Consider the following 17,317-nt stretch of genomic DNA (forward strand, 5'->3'; position numbering starts at 1 on the left):
GATGTATGCTGCGCTCCCGCGGGCAGCCCGGCGTCCGCCGCCCTACAGCGCCACGGCAAGCGCCACGAGCGCCACGCAGAGCGCGAGCACCGCCCAGTCGCGCGCGACGAGCGGGTAGCGGCGGTAGCTGCTCTCGCGCGTGCGCAGGTAGAAGCCGCGCTGCTCGGCGGCGAGCGCCGTGGCGTCGGTCTTTCCCACGGAGCTCACGAGCAGGGGGACGCAGAGCGGCAGCATGAGCGTGAGCTTGCGGACGGGGTTTCTCGTGTCGTACTCGACCCCGCGCGCGGTCTGGGCCTCCATGATCGCGTTCATCTCCTGGGAGAACACGGGCACGAAGCGCAGCGCCGTGGTGAACGTGAACGCGTAGCGGTAGGGCACGTGCAGCACCTCCACGCAGGCGTTGGCGAGGTCCGTGAGCCTGGTCACCGTGAGCATGAGCACGAGCGGCAGCGCCACCCCCATGAGGCGCAGGCACACCTTGGGGGCCGTGGCCAGGCCGTCCGTGGTGACAAAGCCCCAGACGACCTCGCCGGTGTGGGTGAAGAGGAGCTGGAAGACAAACATCACCACGCCGAGCGGAACCACCAGCTTGAGCAGCCGCGCGAGCCGTTCCGGCACGCCGGCGTGGGCCGCGAGCGCAAACGTGAGGGCAAGAAGCCCCAGGAGCAGGGCATAGGTGTCCGCCAGCAGCGTCGCGGCCACGATGGCTGCGGCAAGGGCGAGCTTGGTCACGGGGTTCAGCCGGTGGAGCAGCGTGCTCCCGGGAACGTAGTCGATGACGCTAGTCACGGCGGACCATCTCCTCCACGGTGTCGACGATGCCGGAGACCTGGGTGATGCCCGCAAACGCGGGCGAGACGGTGCGCGCGAGCTCACCCGCCAGGCGCACGACCTGCGGGGGCTCTATGCCGGCACGGGCCATGAGGGCCTCGTCGGCAAAGACGTCGCTCGCCGGGCCCTGGGCCAGGATCCGTCCTTCCGCCATGACCACGCAGCGCTCGGCAAAGTCCGAGACCACCTCCATGTCGTGGCAGACCATCACCACGGCGCACCCGCGTGCGGCCATCTCGCGCACCGTCTCCATGACCGTCATGCACTCGCGGTAGTCGAGACCGCTCGTGGGCTCGTCCAGGAGAATCACGTCCGGCTCCATGACCACCACGGAGGCCAGGGCGACCATCTGGCGCTGCCCGCGGGAGAGCGAGAAGGGCGCGGCGTCGAGGGGCAGGCCAAAGCGCTCCGCCACGGCGCGGGCGCGCTCGCGCGCCTCGTCCGCGGGGACGCCCGTGAGCTCGAGGCCAAAGGCGACCTCGTCGAGGACGGTGTCCTTGCAGAGCTGGCGGTCGGGGTTCTGGAAGAGCGTGGCCACATGGGCGGCAAGGCGGCTCGTGGGGGCGTCACTCGTGCGGAGGCCCGCCACGACCACCTCGCCGGAGGCGGGCTTGAGCAGGCCGTTCAGAAGCTTCGTGAGCGTTGTCTTGCCGGCTCCGTTCTGGCCGATGACGCTCACGATCTCCCCGGGGCGCGCCTCGAAGGAGAGGTGCTCCACGGTGGCGCGGCTGCCCGGATAGGCAAAGCTCACGTCGTGGAAGCGAACGACGGGCTCGGCGGCGGGTCCGGCGTCCGGAGCCTCGGGCTTCGCGGCGGTGGCGGGCGCCGGGTTCTTCTCGCCCGCGCGCACGCCGCTCCGTCCGCGCAGGAGGCCCGCAATGAGGTCGCGCGCCTCCGCCACGCTGAGGCAGGGGGCGCCGGGGGCGATGATGCCGTGCTCGGCAAGGCTGTTGGAGACGCGAGCCACGCGGGGGCTGTCCACGCCAAGCGCCCGCAGCTCGCGGCCGTGCGAGAAGACCTCGCGAGGCGTGCCGTCAAAGGCCAGGCGCCCCTCGTCCATCACCAGGATGCGGTCGCAGTGCTCGCAGAGGAGCGCCACCTTCTGCTCGATGACCACCACCGTGATGCCGGCGCTGGCGTTGAGCTCCCGCAGCGTGTCAAAGACCGCGCTCGAGGAGACGGGGTCGAGCGCCGCCGTGGGCTCGTCCAGCACGAGGACGCGCGGCGCGAGCGCAAGGATGGCAGCGATGGCCACCTTTTGCTTCTGCCCGCCCGAGAGCGTGGCGATCTCGCGCTCGCGCAGGTCGGCAATGCCCGCGGTCTCAAGCGCCTCCGCCACGCGGGCTGGAATCTCCTCGTGCGGCACGCCGAAGTTCTCGAGGCCAAAGAGCAGCTCGTCCTCCGTCACGGAGGCTACCATCTGGGCATCTATGTCCTGGTTCACGCTGCCCACGATGCGGGAGATGTCCGTGAGCGTGACCTCGCAGGTGTCCCGGCCGTCCACGAGGGCGGCGCCAAAGAGCTGCCCGCGGTAGTGATGGGGGATGGCCCCGGACATGACGGCCGCGAGCGTGGACTTTCCGGCGCCCGAGGGGCCTATCACGCCAACGAACTCCCCCGACGCGATGTCGAGGGAGGCGTGGTCGAGCGCGGGGTGGTCGGACCCACCGTATGAGAACGAGACGTCCTCGAGCCTGATGATGGGGGAGTCGCTGGTCATGGTGACCTTTCTCTTTTGACAATCTGCCCGGGGCCAGCTGTCAAGTTGACAGTTTGACCCGGGCAGATTGTCAAGTCCTGGGTGGCTAGTCGGCGAGTTTGAGGGCGGCCTTGATGGGGAGGTAGAGCGCGCTCACCAGGATGGCGTTGAAGACGCCGGTGAGGACGACCACGGGAAGCATGGCCGCGGCGAGCTCGGCCGCGCCGCCCACCATGGCGATCTTGATGAGCATGAAGATCACGCCGGAGACCACGGTGGTGACAAAGGAGCCGGCGAGCGGGACGAACTTCTTGGCGGGCGAGGCCATGCCGGCGGCCACGATTCCGGCCATGAGCATGGCGGCGATGCCCTCGGCCGCGAAGTCGATGAAGGGCGAGGTGGTGGTGACCTGGATGACTGCCGCGGAGATGAGGCCGATCACGAGCGCCTGCGGCAGGTTGGGACGCACCACGAGGATGGTGAGGCAGAAGGCGGAGATGATGAACTCGGGGCTGATGAGGCCGCCGGAGATGCCGGAGATGGCCTTGCCCACGGTGAAGTTGAGGATGAAGCCCGCGGCAAGGAGGACGGCGAGAAGAACGAGGGCCTGGATGTCGAGCTTGCCGTGGTCGGCGGTGGCGACGGTGCGGGCGGCGGAGGTCTGGGCGGCGGTGTTCTCGGACATGGCGGTTTCCTTTCTGGAGTCTGGCGGGAGGTGCTGGCTGGAGGTTCTTATCGGCTTGCGGTTCTTATCGGCTTGCGGTTCTTATCGTCCTGGGCGCTGATTGCCACAAGAAAAGGGCCCCCGGTCTTCCGGGAGCCCTCTCAGCGCAAATGGGTATGGCGCGTGAGACTCACCATCGACCGAGCGAGGAGAAGTTGCGCCACCACCAGTTCATGGACGTGCGAACGTTGACGTTGATGAAGGTCTGGCTCATGTCTGGCGCTCCTCTCGTGCTCTCGTGGGCCTTACGCGTTGTGGACACGATACGCGCGCGGCGACGCGTGCGCAAGGGTATTTTCCCGCCGGAAACAATTGAGGCATCGCACCGCGGCGTCAAGGTCCGTGTGAATATCGCGTGGCTCGCTTGATACCCGGGGAGGCGGGGCGATAATGATGTTACGTAGTTAACATCCATCCATCCTTCTTGGGGATCGGGGAGGCGAGCGGCGTGACCGAGAAGCGCTTCGAGGACTTCGTCGGCATCATCAGCGCCCTTGGCAAGGAGATTCAGCGCATCAAGACGGCCGAGGCCAAGCGCCTGGGCTTTCGCGGGTCCGACGTCATGTGCCTCTACTACCTGGTCAAGCATCCCGAGGGACTCACCGCCTCCGAGCTCGCGCGCCTGGTGGACGTGAGCCGCGCCGCCATGTCGCGCACCATCGCGCACCTTGCCGAGGACGGCTTCGTGGAGGTGGGGGACGCCGAGGACGAGGACGCCTCCCGCTACCGCGCGCCCGTGCGCCTGACCGAGAAGGGCTACGAGGCGGCGCGCCCCCTCGACGACATCATTCACCGAGTGCTCGACGAGGCTGGCGGGGAGCTTGCCATGCGGCAGCGCCTTCAGATGTACGATTCCCTCAACCACATCCTCGAGCGCCTCAGGACGTTTGGGCGAGAAGGACGAGAAGAGCAGTAGCCGCCCAGGCAGAAAGGTAAGCGCCATGCCCGTTCGCATCATCACCGACTCCGGCTTTGACATCCCCGACCAGAGCGACCCGCGCCTCACGGCGCTGCCGCTGGGCATCACCTTTGGCGAGACCACGTACGCAGATGGCGTCGACCTCTCCAACGACCGCTTCTACGAGCTGCTCATCGAGAGCGACGAGCTCCCCAAGACGAGCCAGGCCACGCCGTATGCCTACCAGCAGGTCTTTGACCAGGTGCGCGCCGCCGGCGAGGAGGCCGTGGTGATCACGCTCTCCTCTGCGCTCTCCGGTACCTACCAGAGCGCTCTCACCGCAGCGGCCGACTACCCCGAGGTCCACGTTGTCGACGGCAAGAACGCCACCATCGGCCAGGGCATCCTCGTGCTCTACGCGCTGCGCCTCGCGGACGAGGGCCTGGGTGCGGCGGAGATCGCCCAGAAGGTCGAGGCGGCCGTGGGCCGCGTGTGCCTGCTCGCGCTTCTGGACACGCTCGAGTTCCTCAAGCGCGGCGGTCGCATCCCCAAGAGCGTGGGCACCATCGGCGAGCTGCTCTCCATCAAGCCCGTGGTGGGCGTGAGGGACGGCGAGGTCGTGATGCTGGGCAAGGCGCGCGGCTCCAAGAACGGGCGCAACCAGCTCCACCAGCAGGTCGAGAAGTTCGGCATCGACTTCACGATGCCGGTGCTGCTGGGCTACACGGGCCTCTCGCAGAAGCTCCTCAAGAAGTACCTGGAGGACAACCGCGCCATCTGGGAGGACGTGGTGGCCGAGGAGGACCTGCCCATCACCTCCGTGGGTGCCACCATCGGCACGCACGTGGGGCCCAACGCCATTGCGCTCGCGTTCTTTGCCAAGAACTAGCGGGGCCTGCGGGGTGGTTTCCCTCCCCCGAGAAGGGGGCTGGTCCAGGTCTTCGAGCGGCCGTTCTTCTCCTCTCTAGGGTGTAAGAACGGCCGTCTTTTTGGCGCTGGAGGGCCCGTCCCTCTCGTTGTTACACCCTCGCAAGGGGGAGAAAGAGGGGCTCGCGCCGAAAAATGGGGACTTCGCGGCCGTTCTTCCCCTCACGGGAGGGAAAGAACGCCAACGGAGGTCAGACCCCTACAGCGCGATGCGCACCACGAGGTCGATGAGGCGGTCGATGGGCATGGGGTCCTTCTCCGCCGTCCATGTGCGGATGATGGCCAGGATGCCGGAGAGGTAGAACTCGCGGACGATGCGCCTGCCCTGCTCGTCCACGGTCTCGTCCTGCAGGAAGAAGCGGTCGACGATGGGGCTCACGATCTCCTTGAGGCGCTGTCCAAAGGTGGGGTCGCCGTGCTCGCCGAGGAGCACCTCGGTGTAGGCGCGCGACCTCTGGGCAAGGCGCAGGATGAGTCCCATGTGCTGGGAGAAGTCCAGGCGGTCGCCCTTGAGCAGGTGCTCGTTCACCAGGCGGTCGATGTTGCCGAGCACCTGGTCCTCGATCTCGCCCAGCAGCTCGTAGACGTCGTGGTAGTAGAGGTAGAAGGTTGCCCGGTTGTAGCCGGCGCGGTCCGTGATCTCGCGGACGGAGATCTTCTCGATGGGACGCTCGGCGTAGAGCTCCCAGAACGCCTGGCGGAGGTTGGCGCGCGTCTGCTCGGTGACCTGCGGCTGCTTCTTCATGGCACCCTCGTCTCCGGTCAGGTTGACAGGGGGACAGTCCCTTTGTCACGTTATGCGATCACATAACGTGACAAAGGGACTGTCCCCCTGTCAACCGCCACGTGCTCGACACTTGCGGGGCGGCTGTCGAGTGATGGTTCTTCTCGCCCCGTGGCCTCAGTATACTTCGATTAGACAACACGTTGTCGAGCAATCGGAGCTTCGATGGCCTACATAGACTTCCTGGACGTCGTCCGGACCTACGGAGAGGGGTCCGCCAAGATAAACGCCCTCGACGGCGCCAGCTTCACCGTTGAGAAGGGCGAGCTCGCCGTCATCCTGGGCGCCTCGGGCGCAGGCAAGACCACGGCGCTCAACATCCTGGGCGGCATGGACAGCGCCACCTCGGGCACCGTGCGCGTGGACGGCCGCGACCTCTCCGGCGCGAGCGAGAACGACCTCGTGCTGTACCGCCGCGCGGACGTGGGCTTTGTCTTCCAGTTCTACAACCTCGTGCCCAACCTCACGGCGCTCGAGAACGTGGAGCTTGCCACGCAGATCTGCCCCGACTCGCTCGACCCGGTGGAGACGCTGGAGAAGGTGGGGCTGGCCGAGCGCCTCAACAACTTCCCCGCGCAGCTCTCCGGCGGCGAGCAGCAGCGCGTCTCCATCGCGCGCGCCCTTGCCAAGAACCCCAAGCTCCTGCTCTGCGACGAGCCCACCGGAGCGCTCGACTACCAGACGGGCAAGCAGATCCTGCAGCTCCTGCAGGACATGTGTCGCAACGAGAAGATCACCGTGGTCATCGTGACCCACAACGCCGCGCTGGCGGACATGGCCGACCGTCTCATCCGCTTCAAGAGCGGCCAGGTGACGAGCATGACCACCAACGACCACCCCAAGCCCATCGCAGAGATCGAGTGGTAGCCATGGCCGGGGCCTCGTCACACAACGCCTTCACCAGGGGCATCCTGCGCACGGTGCGCGGGAGCCTCAAGCGCTTCGTGGCGCTCGCCACGATCACGGCGCTTGGCGTGACGATGCTCACCGGCCTGCGCGCCTCGTGCGTGGACCTGCGCAACTCGGCGGACGCCTTCTTCGACGAGCAGCAGCTCTTTGACATTCGCGTGCAGTCCACGCTGGGTCTCACCGAGGAGGACGTGGACGCGCTCGCCGCCCTCAACGGGGTGGAGAAGGTCGAGGGGGGCTACGTCGAGACCGCCTACACCACGGTGGGCTCGGTCTCCGAGAAGGTCGACGTCAAGGCGCTCTCCCCCTCGGGCATGAACGAGCCGCTGGTCATGGAGGGGCGCCTGCCCCAGAGCGCAGACGAGATAGCCGTGACGCAGCGCTACCTCAAGGACTCGGGCCTCTCCATCGGCGACACCGTGACCTTCCATGGCGCCGACGACGACGCCCAGGACCAAGATGCCGAGAAGGACGAGGGGCTCGACGCCCTTGACTCCGAGTCCACCGAGGTCTTCGAGCGCGGGGAGTACGTGATCGTGGGCTCCGTGCTGGACCCGATGGACGTCAACGCCGGCGAGGGGACGATGTCCTTCCGCTCGAGCGGCGGTTCCCAGTACTCGTTCTTCGTCACGCGGGAGTGCGCCACCGCGGAGGCCTACACGGTCGTCTACCTCACCGTTGAGGGCGCGGACGAGCCGCTGTGCTACTCGGCGGAGTACGAGTCCGTCGTGGACAAGGTCAAGCAGAGCGTGGAGGACGCCCGCGCCGAGCGCGAGCGCGCCCGCGGCGAGGGCCTGCGCGCGGACGCCACCGAGGAGGTGGACGAGGCGGAGGCCGAGGCGCTCGAGGAACTGGCCGACGCCGAGCAGGAGATCGCCGACGGCCAGGCGGAGCTTGACGAGGGGCGCGCCGAGGTCGCGGATGGCCAGGCGGAGCTCGACGAGGAGCGCGCCGACGCCCTGCAGCAGCTCGATGACGCTCAGGCGGAGATCGACGAGGGTCGGGCGCAGCTCGAGGACGGCGAGGCTCAGCTCGCGGACGGGCGCGCCGAGCTCGAGGCGGGCATCAGGGAGTTCAACGAGTCCCTCCCGGGGGCCGAGCAGCAGCTGAGGGACGGCCAGTCCCAGCTCGACGCCGCGCGGGAGGAGTTCTACGGCACGACCATCGCCGACCTCGAGGCGCAGCGCGCCGAGGTGGCGGCGACGGTGGGGAGCCTGGAGGAGACCGTCTCCATGCTGGACGGAAGCGTTGCGGAGATGGCGGACGGGCTCGAGACGATGGCCGGCGCGCTGCCCCAGGGCGGCGAGGCGCTCTCCGCGGTGGCCGGGCAGATTCGCAGCTCGTGGGAGCAGGTCTGCGCGGCGGACGCGAGCGACGCGGAGTCCACGCAGGCGGCGGTCGGTGCGTTCGCGAGCTCCATGGCGCAGGCGGCGCAGGTGCTGACGCCCGTCTCCGAGACGCTCGCCCAGACCGCAGACCAGCTCTCCGCGCAGGCCGAGGAGGTCACGGCGCAGATCGGGACCATCGACGCCGCGCTCGCCCAGCTCGACGAGGGAATCGCCCAGACCGAGCAGGCCCTCGAGGCCGTTGACGCGCAGATCGCCCAGCTCGAGCAGGCTGGCACGGGCGAGCCCGGGGAGGGCGAGGGTGCCGGGGAGGACGAGGCTGAGCCCGGGGAGGACCCTGGTGTCGAGGATTCCGGGGAGAACGCGGGCCCCGGCATGGTGGTTCTGGGGACGAATCCCGAGCTCGAGGCTCTTCTCGCCCAGCGCGAGGAGCTTCAGGCGACGCTCGACGGCCTCACGGCCCAGCGAGACGAGCTCGAGGCCACCAGGGAGACCGCGCAGCAGGGCCTCGAGGCCATCCAGAGCCAGCTGACCGCCCTCGAGGGCTACCAGGTGGGCATCCAGCAGATCGTTGCGCTGGGCACCGCTGACCCCTCGAGCGACCAGAGCGCGACCGCCCTGGCGAGCGGGCGCGTTCAGGCCGCGGCGGGCCTCTCGCAGGCCACCGACGGCCTGGCGCAGCTCGATGCCGGCATCGAGCAGGCAAAGACCACGGCGGAGGCGGAGTTTGCCAAGCAGCAGGCCCTCATAGACTCGGGCTGGCAGGAGCTGCGCGACGCCTACGACCAGCTCGCGAGCGCCCAGGCGACGCTCGAGCAGAGCGAGCGCGAGCTCGCGGAGGGATGGGCCGAGCTCGAGGACGGCCAGGCCGAGCTCGACCGCCAGCGCGCGGACGCCCTGGAGCAGCTGGCCGACGCGCAGCGCCAGCTCGACGACGCCCTCGCCGAGATTGCGGACGGCCAGGCCGATCTCGACGACGCCCGCGCGACCTTCGAGTCCGAGCGCGACGACGCCCTGGCGGAGATCGCCGACGCGCGCGAGGAGATCGAGGACATCCCGGATGCCACGTGGTACGTGCAGGACCGCTCGAGCCTCTCGAGCTACGCGAGCGTCGACTCCGACGCCTCCTCCATCGAGGCCATCGGCACCGTCATCCCCATCGTGTTCTTCGTGGTGGCCGTGCTCATAAGCCTTACCACCATGACGCGCATGGTGGAGGAGGAGCGTGGGCTGATTGGCGTCTACAAGGCGCTCGGGTACTCGCGCGGCCGCATCCTCTCCAAGTACGCGCTCTACGCGCTCGCCGCGTGCGTCGTGGGTGCCATCGTGGGCAACGTGCTCGGCTTCGTGGTGCTCCCCGCCATCATCTTCACGATCTTCTCCACCATGTACGCGCTGCCCGGGTTCATGTACGGCTATGACGTGGGGAGCGCGGCACTGTCCTTCGCGCTCTTTGCGGCCGGCATCGTGGGGGCCACGCTCTTCACCTGCTGGCGCGAGCTGCGGGAGTCCCCGGCCGAGCTTATGCGCCCCAAGGCTCCCAAGGCGGGCTCGCGCATCCTCCTGGAGCGCATCGCCCCCGTGTGGAGCAGGTTCAGCTTCCTCAACAAGGTCACGGCGCGCAACCTCTTCCGCTACAAGCGGCGCTTCCTCATGACGACCTTTGGCATCGCGGGGTGCGTGGCGCTGCTCATCACGGGCTTTGGCATCCGCGACACGGTGCTCTCGCTCTCGCCGCGCCAGTACGGGGACGCCGGCGTGACCCGCTACGACCTCATGGCGGTGAGCTCCTCGGACGACCTCGACTCCGTGGTGGAGGACCTGGCTGCGGACTCCGAGGTCGAGGACCTCGTGCGCGTCTACATAGACAGCCTCACGGTGAGCTACGGGGACGACAAGGAGACCGTGCAGCTGGTGGTGGTGCCCGAGGCGACGGACCTCGAGGGCTACGCCCAGCTCGAGGACGAGGGCGGCCACGAGCTTTCGCTCTCGGGGGAGGGCGCGGTCATCACCAAGAACGCTGAGCAGGTCATGGGCTTCTCGCTCGGCGACGAGCTGGCGCTCCAGGACAGCACGCTCGCCGAGGGTGTCGCGCGTGTGGACGGCATCGCGCTCAACTACCTGAGCAACACCATCTTCATGACGGCGGACGCCTACGCGGCCGCATTTGGCGAGAAGTGCGAGATGAACGGCGTGCTCGCGCACCTCTCCGGCACGAGCGAGGAGCAGATCGAGCTCTCCGAGCGCCTCACCCAGGATGACCGCCTGCTCTCCGTGGTCTCCACGGCCAAGCTCGTGCGCGACTTCTCGAGTGCCTTCACGCTCATCAACACCGTGGTCTACGTGGTCATCGTGCTTGCCGCGGCGCTCTCGTTCACCGTGGTGTTCACGCTCTCCAACACCAACATCTCCGAGCGCGAGCGCGAGCTCGCGACGCTCAAGGTGCTGGGCTTCAAGCGCCCCGAGGTCCACGGCTACATCAACAAGGAGACGCTCATCCTCACGGGCATCGGTGTGGTGATGGGCATGCCGCTGGGCTATGCCCTCGCGCGGTCGCTCACGTGGATCCTGCGGATGCCGTCGCTGTACTTCGACGTGGTGGTGGACCCGCTCACGTACGTGATCTCCGCGGTGCTGGCCTTTGTGTTCACGCTGCTGGTGAACCTCATCACCAACCGCTCGCTCGACCGCATCGACATGGTGGGCGCCCTCAAGTCCGCGGAGTGACCCAAAAGGGGATGACCCAAAAGGGGACAGGACGAAATTGGGACATCAAGCGATATCCCAATTTCGTCCTGTCCCCTTTTGGGTCATCCCCTTTTGGGTCACTCGCGCTGGGCGAGGAACGCCCGCGTGCGGGCCTCGCGCGGGTGGTCGATGACCTGCTCGGCCGGTCCCTCCTCCACGATCACGCCGCCGTCCATGAAGATCACGCGGTCGGCGACCTCACGGGCGAACCCCATCTCGTGCGTCACGATGACGAGCGTCATGTTCTCGGCTGCAAGCTGCTTGATGACGCGTAGGACCTCGGCCGTGAGCTCGGGGTCGAGCGCGCTCGTGGGTTCGTCGAAGTAGACGATGTCGGGGTGCATGGCCAGCGCCCGGGCGATGCTCGCGCGCTGCTGCTGGCCGCCGGAGAGCTGGCAGGGCACCTTGTCCTCGTTGCCGGCGAGGCCCATCTTTGCCAGGAGCGCGCGTGCCTCGGCCTCCGCCTCGGCGCGGTCGCGCTTCTGCACGCACACCGGCGCGTCCATGACGTTGCGCAGCACCGAGAAGTGCGGGAAGAGGTTGTAGTTCTGAAAGACCAGGCCAAAGCGGGCACGGGCGGCGGCGAGCACGTTCTTGTCGCCATAGGCGCCGCCGCGGGCCACGGAGACGTCCTCGTAGGAAAGGTCGCCGCCGTCCAGGCGCTCGAGCAGCGTGAGGCAGCGTAGGAGCGTGGACTTGCCGCCGCCGGACGGGCCGATGATGGCCACGACCTCGCCGGGCGAGACGGAGAGCGAGATGTCGTGCAGGACCTCCACGTCGCCGAAGCTCTTGCGCGCATGCTCGAGGGAGACGACGGGGGCCGCCTCGCTCTTCTCGACGCTCTTCTCGGCAGGTGCGGCGCTAGTCATGGTAGTAGCTCAGCTTTCTCTCGATGCGCCCGGCGACAAAGTCCACGAGCAGGTTGAACACCCAGTAGAACGCCGCGGCGATGGCAAACGGCAGCATGCTCACCTGGCTCGCCACGAGCTGCTTGGCCACCGTGAACATCTCGATGACGCCGATGGAGAACGCGAGCGAGGTGTCCTTGACCAGGGTGATGACCTCGTTGGTCATGGCGGGCATGATGCGCTTGACCACCTGCGGGAGCACGATGCGGAAGAACGTCTGCGCCCTGGAGTAGCCCAGGACCTCGGCCGCCTCGTGCTGGCCGCGCGGGATGGACTGGATGCCGGAGCGGTAGATCTCCGCGAAGTAGGCCGCGTAGTTGATGATGAAGGCCAGAATCGTGGCGTACCACTTGCTGTCCGTGGTGAGGCGAATCCCAAAGACGTAGTACGGCACGAAGTAGATCGCGAACATCTGGAGCATGAGCGGGGTGCCGCGCATGATGGAGATGTAGAGCCTGGCGAGAAGGGCCAGGGGCCTGAACCTGCTCATGCGGGCGAAGGCCACCAGCATGCCGAGCGGCAGCGACCCCACGAGGGTGAGGGCGAAGATCTGGAGGCTCACGAGGAATCCCTCGGCGAGCATCCCTGTCATGGTGAGCGTGTCCACGCGACCCCTTTCAAGAAATGGGCCAAAAGGGGGCGGCCCCCTTTTGGCCCATTGGGAGGAACGGATGAGACGGGCCTACTCGAGGCACCAGTTCTCGTAGGAGATGCCGTCGTCGGCGTACTTGTCGCAGAGCTCCTGGACGAAGCCGTCCTCGTCCATGGCCTGGAGGGTCTCGGTGACCGTGGTGGCGGTGGCGTCGTCATCCTGCTTGAAGCCCACGGCGTAGTGCTCCTCGGAGAGGGACTCGTCGAGCTGGACGTAGGCGTCGGGCTTGGCCGCGAGCTGGTAGGCGGCGATGGAGAGATCGCAGGCTACGGCGTCCACGGCGCCGGACTCGAGCTGCATGAACGCGGTGTTGTACTCGCCGATGGTCTCGAGGCTGGCAAAGGTCGCCGCGAGGTCGGCCTGCGCGGCGTCATCGCCCGCGAGCACGTTGTAGGCGGCGGAATCGACCTGCGTGATCACGTTCTTGCCGGCAAGGTCCTCGAGGCTGGCGATGCCGGAGTCGGCGCGGACCACGATGACCTGGGCGTTGAGCATGTAGGGCTCGGAGAAGGTGTAGTCGTCCTCGCGGCCCTCCATGGTGAAGCCGTTCCAGATGCAGTTGATGGCACCGCTGTCGAGCAGGGTGTCCTTGGCGTCCCAGTCGATGGCCTCGAGCTGGACCTCCCAGTCGTTGCGGTCTGCGACCTCCTGGGCGAGCTCGAGGTCGAAGCCCGTGTACTCACCGTCGTCGCCCACGTAGCCGTAGGGAGGGTAGGAGGAGTCGAAGCCCACGATGAGGGTGCCGGTGTCCGTGGCGCTGGTGGCCTCGGTGGCGGTGGGCTCCGAGGTGTCGTCGGTGGCGGCGGGGGTGCCGCCGCAGCCCACGAGCAGGGCGGCGGCGAGCGCGGCGGTGGTGAGGCAGGTGAGGACCGAGGTGGCGCGGCGCTTCATGTGCGTTCCTTTCGGCGGCCCAGGTGGCTGGGCGGTGGACTTTACTACGCTAAAGTACAGGACCCGAATATACGCTTTAGCGTGATGGAGTGCAAGGTCGTTTTCAGGTTCGAAACAGAGGGGCTGTGGTATGATGCAGCGCACACGAGGGAGTAGTGGCATGCCGGCAGCGGCATGCGGCGCGTCAACACGCTGGCGACAACGCCTGGCGCGCCTTAATCAACGAGACTCGCGACAAGGCCTGCCTGCCGGGCGGTCCTTGTCGCGAGTCTTTTTGTTTGACGGGTGCGCCCCGCAGGGCGGACCGGGAGAGGGGACGTCATGGGAATCGTCGAGCTGGTGCTCATTGCCGTGGGACTTTCGATGGACGCGTTTGCGGTGTCCATCTGTCGCGGCCTGGGGATGCGCAGCCTCAACCTGCGTACGGCGGCGGTGCTCGCCCTCTTCTTCGGCGGCTTCCAGGCGCTCATGCCGCTCATCGGCTGGGCCCTGGGCACGCAGTTCATGTGGCTGATCGAGCCGGTCGACCACTGGGTCGCCTTTGTGCTGCTCGCCTTCATCGGCGGGAAGATGCTCTGGGAGGCGTTTCACGAGGACGCGGACGACTGCGAGTGCGAGGACACGAGCGGCATCGACCTGCGCGAGTTTCTCGTGCTGGCGGTGGCGACCTCAATCGACGCGCTGGCTGCCGGCATCTCGTTCGCGGCGCTCTCGGTGGACATCGTGGCCTCGGTCTCGCTCATCGGCGTCATCACGTTTGGCCTGTCCTTCGTGGGCGTGGCCGTGGGACACTTCTTCGGCGCGCGCTACGAGAGGCCCGCGAGCATTGTGGGCGGCGTGGTGCTCATCCTTATTGGCCTCAAGGTCCTGCTGGAGCACCTCGGCGTTCTGTAAATTGGGGACAGTCCCCAATTTACAGACAGGCCTCTGCGATGAGGCGGCGCAGCTCGTCGATGCCCTGACCGGTTTCCGAGGAGGTCACGACGATCTGATTGCGTTCGATGCCGAGCTGCCTGGCGATGGTGGCTGCCTGCTGGGCCTGCTTGGAGCGCCCGAGTTTGTCCGCCTTGGTGAGCGCCACCACAAAGGGGAGCTCACTCTCCTGCAGGAACCCCACCATCTCGTGGTCGAGCTTCTGGGCGTCGTGACGAATGTCCACGAGCGCGATCACGAGGTTGAAGCTGCGCTCCTGCGCGAAGTAGCCGGAGATAAGGTCTGCCCAGCGCTGCTTCTCCTTCTGGGAGACCTTGGCAAAGCCGTAGCCGGGGAGGTCGACAAAGCGGATGCCGTCGACGTCAAAGAAGTTGATGTTCGCGGTCTTGCCCGGGGTGCTCGAGACCTTGACCAGACCCTTGCGGTTGAAGAGCTTGTTGAGCAGGGAGGACTTGCCCACGTTGGAGCGGCCGGCAACGGCGACCTCGGGCGTGGTCGAGGCGGGAAGCTGCGCCACGGTGCCGTACGAGGCCTCGAAGCGCGCGGTCTGGTAGTTGATGCCGGCCATGTGGGTCCTTTCGGTCTGAACAGGTAAGTCATTGTACCTGCGGACTCGCTTCGGACGAGATTCTTCGCAAAAACCTCCTTCGGGTCAGTGGCCGAGGAGGCTGGCTGCAATTCTGCCCTTCGGGACAGTGGATTTTGGGCGGGGACGGCCTGGCCGAAGAGTGCCGACGCGCGTTTTCCCAGATAATGATATCAATAGTCGTACTATAATCGGACGCGCTGGCCATAATCCACTGACCCGAGAGGCCGTTTTGCATTCTAGAATCGTATTCACTGACCCGAGAGCGTTATTTGCATTTTGGAGGGCGGCCAATCGGGGGGAAGGCAGCAATGGATCAGTTCGTGAAGACGGCGGGATACGGCGACAACCTGCCCGGCGAGGCTGCGGCGCTGCGCTGGCTGGCGGAGGCGGAGCCCCATGGCGGTATCAGGGTGGCGCGCGTGCTGAGCGCCGACGAGGGCGAGCTCGTCGAGGAGCGCGTGGCGACGGGCGCCCCCTCTGCGGCGGCCGCGCGTCGCATCGGCGCCGCGCTCGCGCACATGCACGCGGAGGGCGCGGCATGGTACGGCTGCCCGCCCGACGGCTGGACGGGAGACCCCTGGTGCGGGAGGGCCAGGACCCCCTACGTCTCGCGTGAGGACGCGTCCTCGCGCTGGGGTGCGTTCTTTGCCGAGCACCGCATAATGAACTACGTGCGGACGCTCGTTGACCGAGGGGATTTCGACTCCTCCGACGAGGCGCTCCTCGAGCGCGTTGCCTCGCGCCTGGCCAGCGGTGACTTCGACGCCCCGCAGCCGACGCTCGTGCGCGACTCGGGCGCCGCCTGCGCCCGTCTGCACGGTGACCTCTGGGCGGGCAACGTCCTGTGGGACGCGGATCGCTCCGCCCCCACGGGCGGTGTCCTCATCGACCCCATGGCCTACGGCGGGCACGCCGAGACGGATCTCGCGATGCTCGCGCTCTTTGGGTACCCGTTCCTCGACGAGGTCCTTCTCGGCTATGACGAGGTCTCTCCGCTCGCCGACGGCTGGCGGGAGCGCGTGGGCCTTCACCAGCTGGCGCCGCTGCTCCTGCACTGCGTGCTCTTTGGTGGATGGTATATAGGCGAGACGCTGGCGATGGCGCGCCGCTACGCGTGACGCGGTGACCCAAATGGGGTCAGCCCCCATTTGGGTCACCGCGTCAGGAGCGGAGCAGGGCGTCCACGAGGGCGTTGTCCTCGGGGTCCGGCGAGCCAAGCGGCAGGCCGCACGCCTCGAAGAAGTGGCTTCCCGCAAACTGCCGCGCGCGGAAGGTGTCGTGCGCCCCGTCGCTCAGGTAGCGAACGCGCGAGAGGCAGTCGGTCGTTGCGCAGTAGAGCACCCCGTGCTTCTCGGCGTAGTCGAGGTACGTCTCGTCGTCGGACCAGAGGGTGACGCCCGCCATGTTCTCGAGCTCGTACGCCACGGCGTACTCCTGCCAGGGAATCTCGCGCACGCGCACGTAGCGGTCGAGCAGCGTTGCCATGCGCTTCACGCGGCTGAGCGTGGCGGCGGCGTCGATGAGTCGCGCCCCCTCGGCCGGCGGAAAGAGCGCGCGCCTCGTCATCGTGGCAAGGGCCTGCTCGCGCTCCGCCCCCTCGAGGAGCACCGCCGGCACGGAGAGCTTTATCGACTCGTCCGGGAAGAGCTCTATCGCGGAGTGCGGCACCACGGTCTCGTCGCGGGCGGGGATGCGAAAGACCAGGCTGTCATGGGCGTGCTGGATGCGACAGTCGAGCCCCTGCCGCTTGAAGGCCCGGCGCATGGCGACGGCCGTCTCGTTTGTGCGGTCGCGCGAGTAGGACTCCTCGGATGCGCGCCCCATCCTAAAGAGATAGAGGTCAAAGAGGGGGAGCTCCCTGCGGCGGGCGTCCGGCATGGGGTAGTACACGGTGCGTGCGCAGAACGCGCGCACCTCGAGGCGCCTCCGCGTGGCCTTGTCGTAGAGGTCCACGAGCGCGGTGCCGGCGGCGGGCCCGGAGGTGGAGCCCTCGCGGATTTCCACGATGCCGTCCGCCACGTAGGGCGGAAAGTCCCCCTCGAGCACCTGTACCAGAACGACGCCCTGCTCGGAGTTGGCGGGGTCGGGCAGGAAGCGCGCGACAAAGCGCGGGGCCGGCGAGACGTGCCGTCGGCAGAGCTCGCCGATGACCTGGCTCACGTCCGCCGAGGGGCGGGGGACCGGGCACACGTCCTTCTCGGCATCCGAAACGCCGATGACGAGCCAGCCGCCGCGCGAGTTGGCAAAGGACGCCACGATCTTGGGGATCTTGCGGCGGACGCTGGGCGAGAAGGTCTGCTTGAGCTCCAGCGCAAAGCCCTCCTCGAGGTCGCGCAGCTGCTCGAGGTCGGCGTACTCGACCTCGGCGATCGTCTTGGGCGTGCCCTGCTCGGTGCGGAAGGGGCTGAACATGGGACCTCCTCGCCTGCGCTGGATGTTGCCCCATTGTCTCACGTTCTGTGAATTGGGGACTGTCCC

The 17,317-nt window shown here is 67.4% G+C and carries 15 protein-coding genes; 6 read left to right on the forward strand and 9 right to left on the reverse strand.

All coding sequences use genetic code 11. The features are described from left to right. Positions 1–42: 42 nt before the first annotated feature. The 3 genes from B5F79_RS04820 to B5F79_RS04830 all read right to left on the reverse strand — a co-directional run bounded on the left by B5F79_RS04820 (position 43) and on the right by B5F79_RS04830 (position 3,215). Complete coding sequence (locus B5F79_RS04820) at positions 43–789, reverse strand: energy-coupling factor transporter transmembrane component T family protein (protein ID WP_087218155.1); 747 nt, start codon at positions 787–789, stop codon at positions 43–45. Further along, a complete protein-coding gene (locus B5F79_RS04825; protein ID WP_087218158.1) occupies positions 782–2,551 on the reverse strand; it encodes an ABC transporter ATP-binding protein in 1,770 nt (589 codons plus the stop codon). The genes B5F79_RS04820 and B5F79_RS04825 overlap by 8 nt, the downstream gene beginning before the upstream one ends. An 85-nt stretch (positions 2,552–2,636) precedes the next feature. Then, on the reverse strand, positions 2,637–3,215 hold the full coding sequence (locus tag B5F79_RS04830) for a hypothetical protein (protein ID WP_087218161.1): 579 nt from the start codon (positions 3,213–3,215) through the stop codon (positions 2,637–2,639). Between the two features lie 487 nt (positions 3,216–3,702). Between B5F79_RS04830 and B5F79_RS04835 the strand changes: the two genes are divergently transcribed. Both B5F79_RS04835 and B5F79_RS04840 read left to right on the forward strand, forming a co-directional pair. Continuing rightward, a complete protein-coding gene (locus tag B5F79_RS04835) occupies positions 3,703–4,170 on the forward strand; it encodes a MarR family winged helix-turn-helix transcriptional regulator (RefSeq protein ID WP_087218164.1) in 468 nt (155 codons plus the stop codon). A 25-nt stretch (positions 4,171–4,195) separates the two neighbouring features. Further along, positions 4,196–5,041: a DegV family protein gene (locus tag B5F79_RS04840; RefSeq protein WP_087218167.1), complete on the forward strand. Its 846-nt coding sequence runs from the start codon at positions 4,196–4,198 to the stop codon at positions 5,039–5,041. Between the two features lie 237 nt (positions 5,042–5,278). Here B5F79_RS04840 and B5F79_RS04845 read toward each other — a convergent pair whose 3' ends face one another. After that, a complete protein-coding gene (locus B5F79_RS04845; RefSeq protein ID WP_087218170.1) occupies positions 5,279–5,824 on the reverse strand; it encodes a TetR/AcrR family transcriptional regulator in 546 nt (181 codons plus the stop codon). A gap of 204 nt (positions 5,825–6,028) precedes the next feature. Here B5F79_RS04845 and B5F79_RS04850 point away from each other — a divergent pair, with 204 nt between their 5' ends. Continuing rightward, positions 6,029–6,730 carry an ABC transporter ATP-binding protein gene (locus B5F79_RS04850; RefSeq protein WP_087218173.1) on the forward strand — a complete coding sequence of 234 codons (702 nt, stop codon included), beginning with the start codon at positions 6,029–6,031 and terminating at the stop codon, positions 6,728–6,730. Between the two features lie 2 nt (positions 6,731–6,732). Continuing rightward, a complete protein-coding gene (locus B5F79_RS04855) occupies positions 6,733–10,845 on the forward strand; it encodes an FtsX-like permease family protein (protein WP_087218176.1) in 4,113 nt (1,370 codons plus the stop codon). 98 nt (positions 10,846–10,943) lie between these two features. Here the strand turns inward: B5F79_RS04855 and B5F79_RS04860 are convergent, their stop codons facing one another. The 3 genes from B5F79_RS04860 to B5F79_RS04870 form a co-directional block, all read right to left on the reverse strand. Then, positions 10,944–11,735: an amino acid ABC transporter ATP-binding protein gene (locus tag B5F79_RS04860; protein ID WP_087218179.1), complete on the reverse strand. Its 792-nt coding sequence runs from the start codon at positions 11,733–11,735 to the stop codon at positions 10,944–10,946. Next, positions 11,728–12,381 (reverse strand): amino acid ABC transporter permease, encoded by a 654-nt coding sequence (locus B5F79_RS04865; RefSeq protein WP_241147253.1) that lies wholly within the window; start codon positions 12,379–12,381, stop codon positions 11,728–11,730. The genes B5F79_RS04860 and B5F79_RS04865 overlap by 8 nt, the downstream gene beginning before the upstream one ends. Before the next feature lie 75 nt (positions 12,382–12,456). After that, positions 12,457–13,317 (reverse strand): transporter substrate-binding domain-containing protein, encoded by an 861-nt coding sequence (locus tag B5F79_RS04870; RefSeq protein ID WP_087218183.1) that lies wholly within the window; start codon positions 13,315–13,317, stop codon positions 12,457–12,459. Between the two features lie 321 nt (positions 13,318–13,638). Here B5F79_RS04870 and B5F79_RS04875 point away from each other — a divergent pair, with 321 nt between their 5' ends. Further along, entirely contained in the window at positions 13,639–14,211 is a 573-nt protein-coding gene (locus tag B5F79_RS04875; RefSeq protein ID WP_087218186.1) for a manganese efflux pump MntP, read from the forward strand. A 19-nt stretch (positions 14,212–14,230) separates the two neighbouring features. Here B5F79_RS04875 and yihA read toward each other — a convergent pair whose 3' ends face one another. Beyond that, on the reverse strand, positions 14,231–14,818 hold the full coding sequence (gene yihA, locus B5F79_RS04880; protein WP_087218189.1) for a ribosome biogenesis GTP-binding protein YihA/YsxC: 588 nt from the start codon (positions 14,816–14,818) through the stop codon (positions 14,231–14,233). 329 nt (positions 14,819–15,147) lie between these two features. On the opposite strand from yihA, the gene B5F79_RS04885 reads away from it, so the two are divergent. Beyond that, on the forward strand, positions 15,148–15,957 hold the full coding sequence (locus tag B5F79_RS04885; RefSeq protein WP_087218192.1) for a fructosamine kinase family protein: 810 nt from the start codon (positions 15,148–15,150) through the stop codon (positions 15,955–15,957). Between the two features lie 43 nt (positions 15,958–16,000). Here B5F79_RS04885 and B5F79_RS04890 read toward each other — a convergent pair whose 3' ends face one another. Further along, positions 16,001–17,251 carry an AlbA family DNA-binding domain-containing protein gene (locus B5F79_RS04890; RefSeq protein WP_087218196.1) on the reverse strand — a complete coding sequence of 417 codons (1,251 nt, stop codon included), beginning with the start codon at positions 17,249–17,251 and terminating at the stop codon, positions 16,001–16,003. Between the last annotated feature and the right edge of the window lie 66 nt (positions 17,252–17,317).

This window comes from Olsenella sp. An285, assembly GCF_002159625.1.
In the GTDB taxonomy this organism is placed as follows: Bacteria; Actinomycetota; Coriobacteriia; order Coriobacteriales; family Atopobiaceae; genus Thermophilibacter; species Thermophilibacter avicola.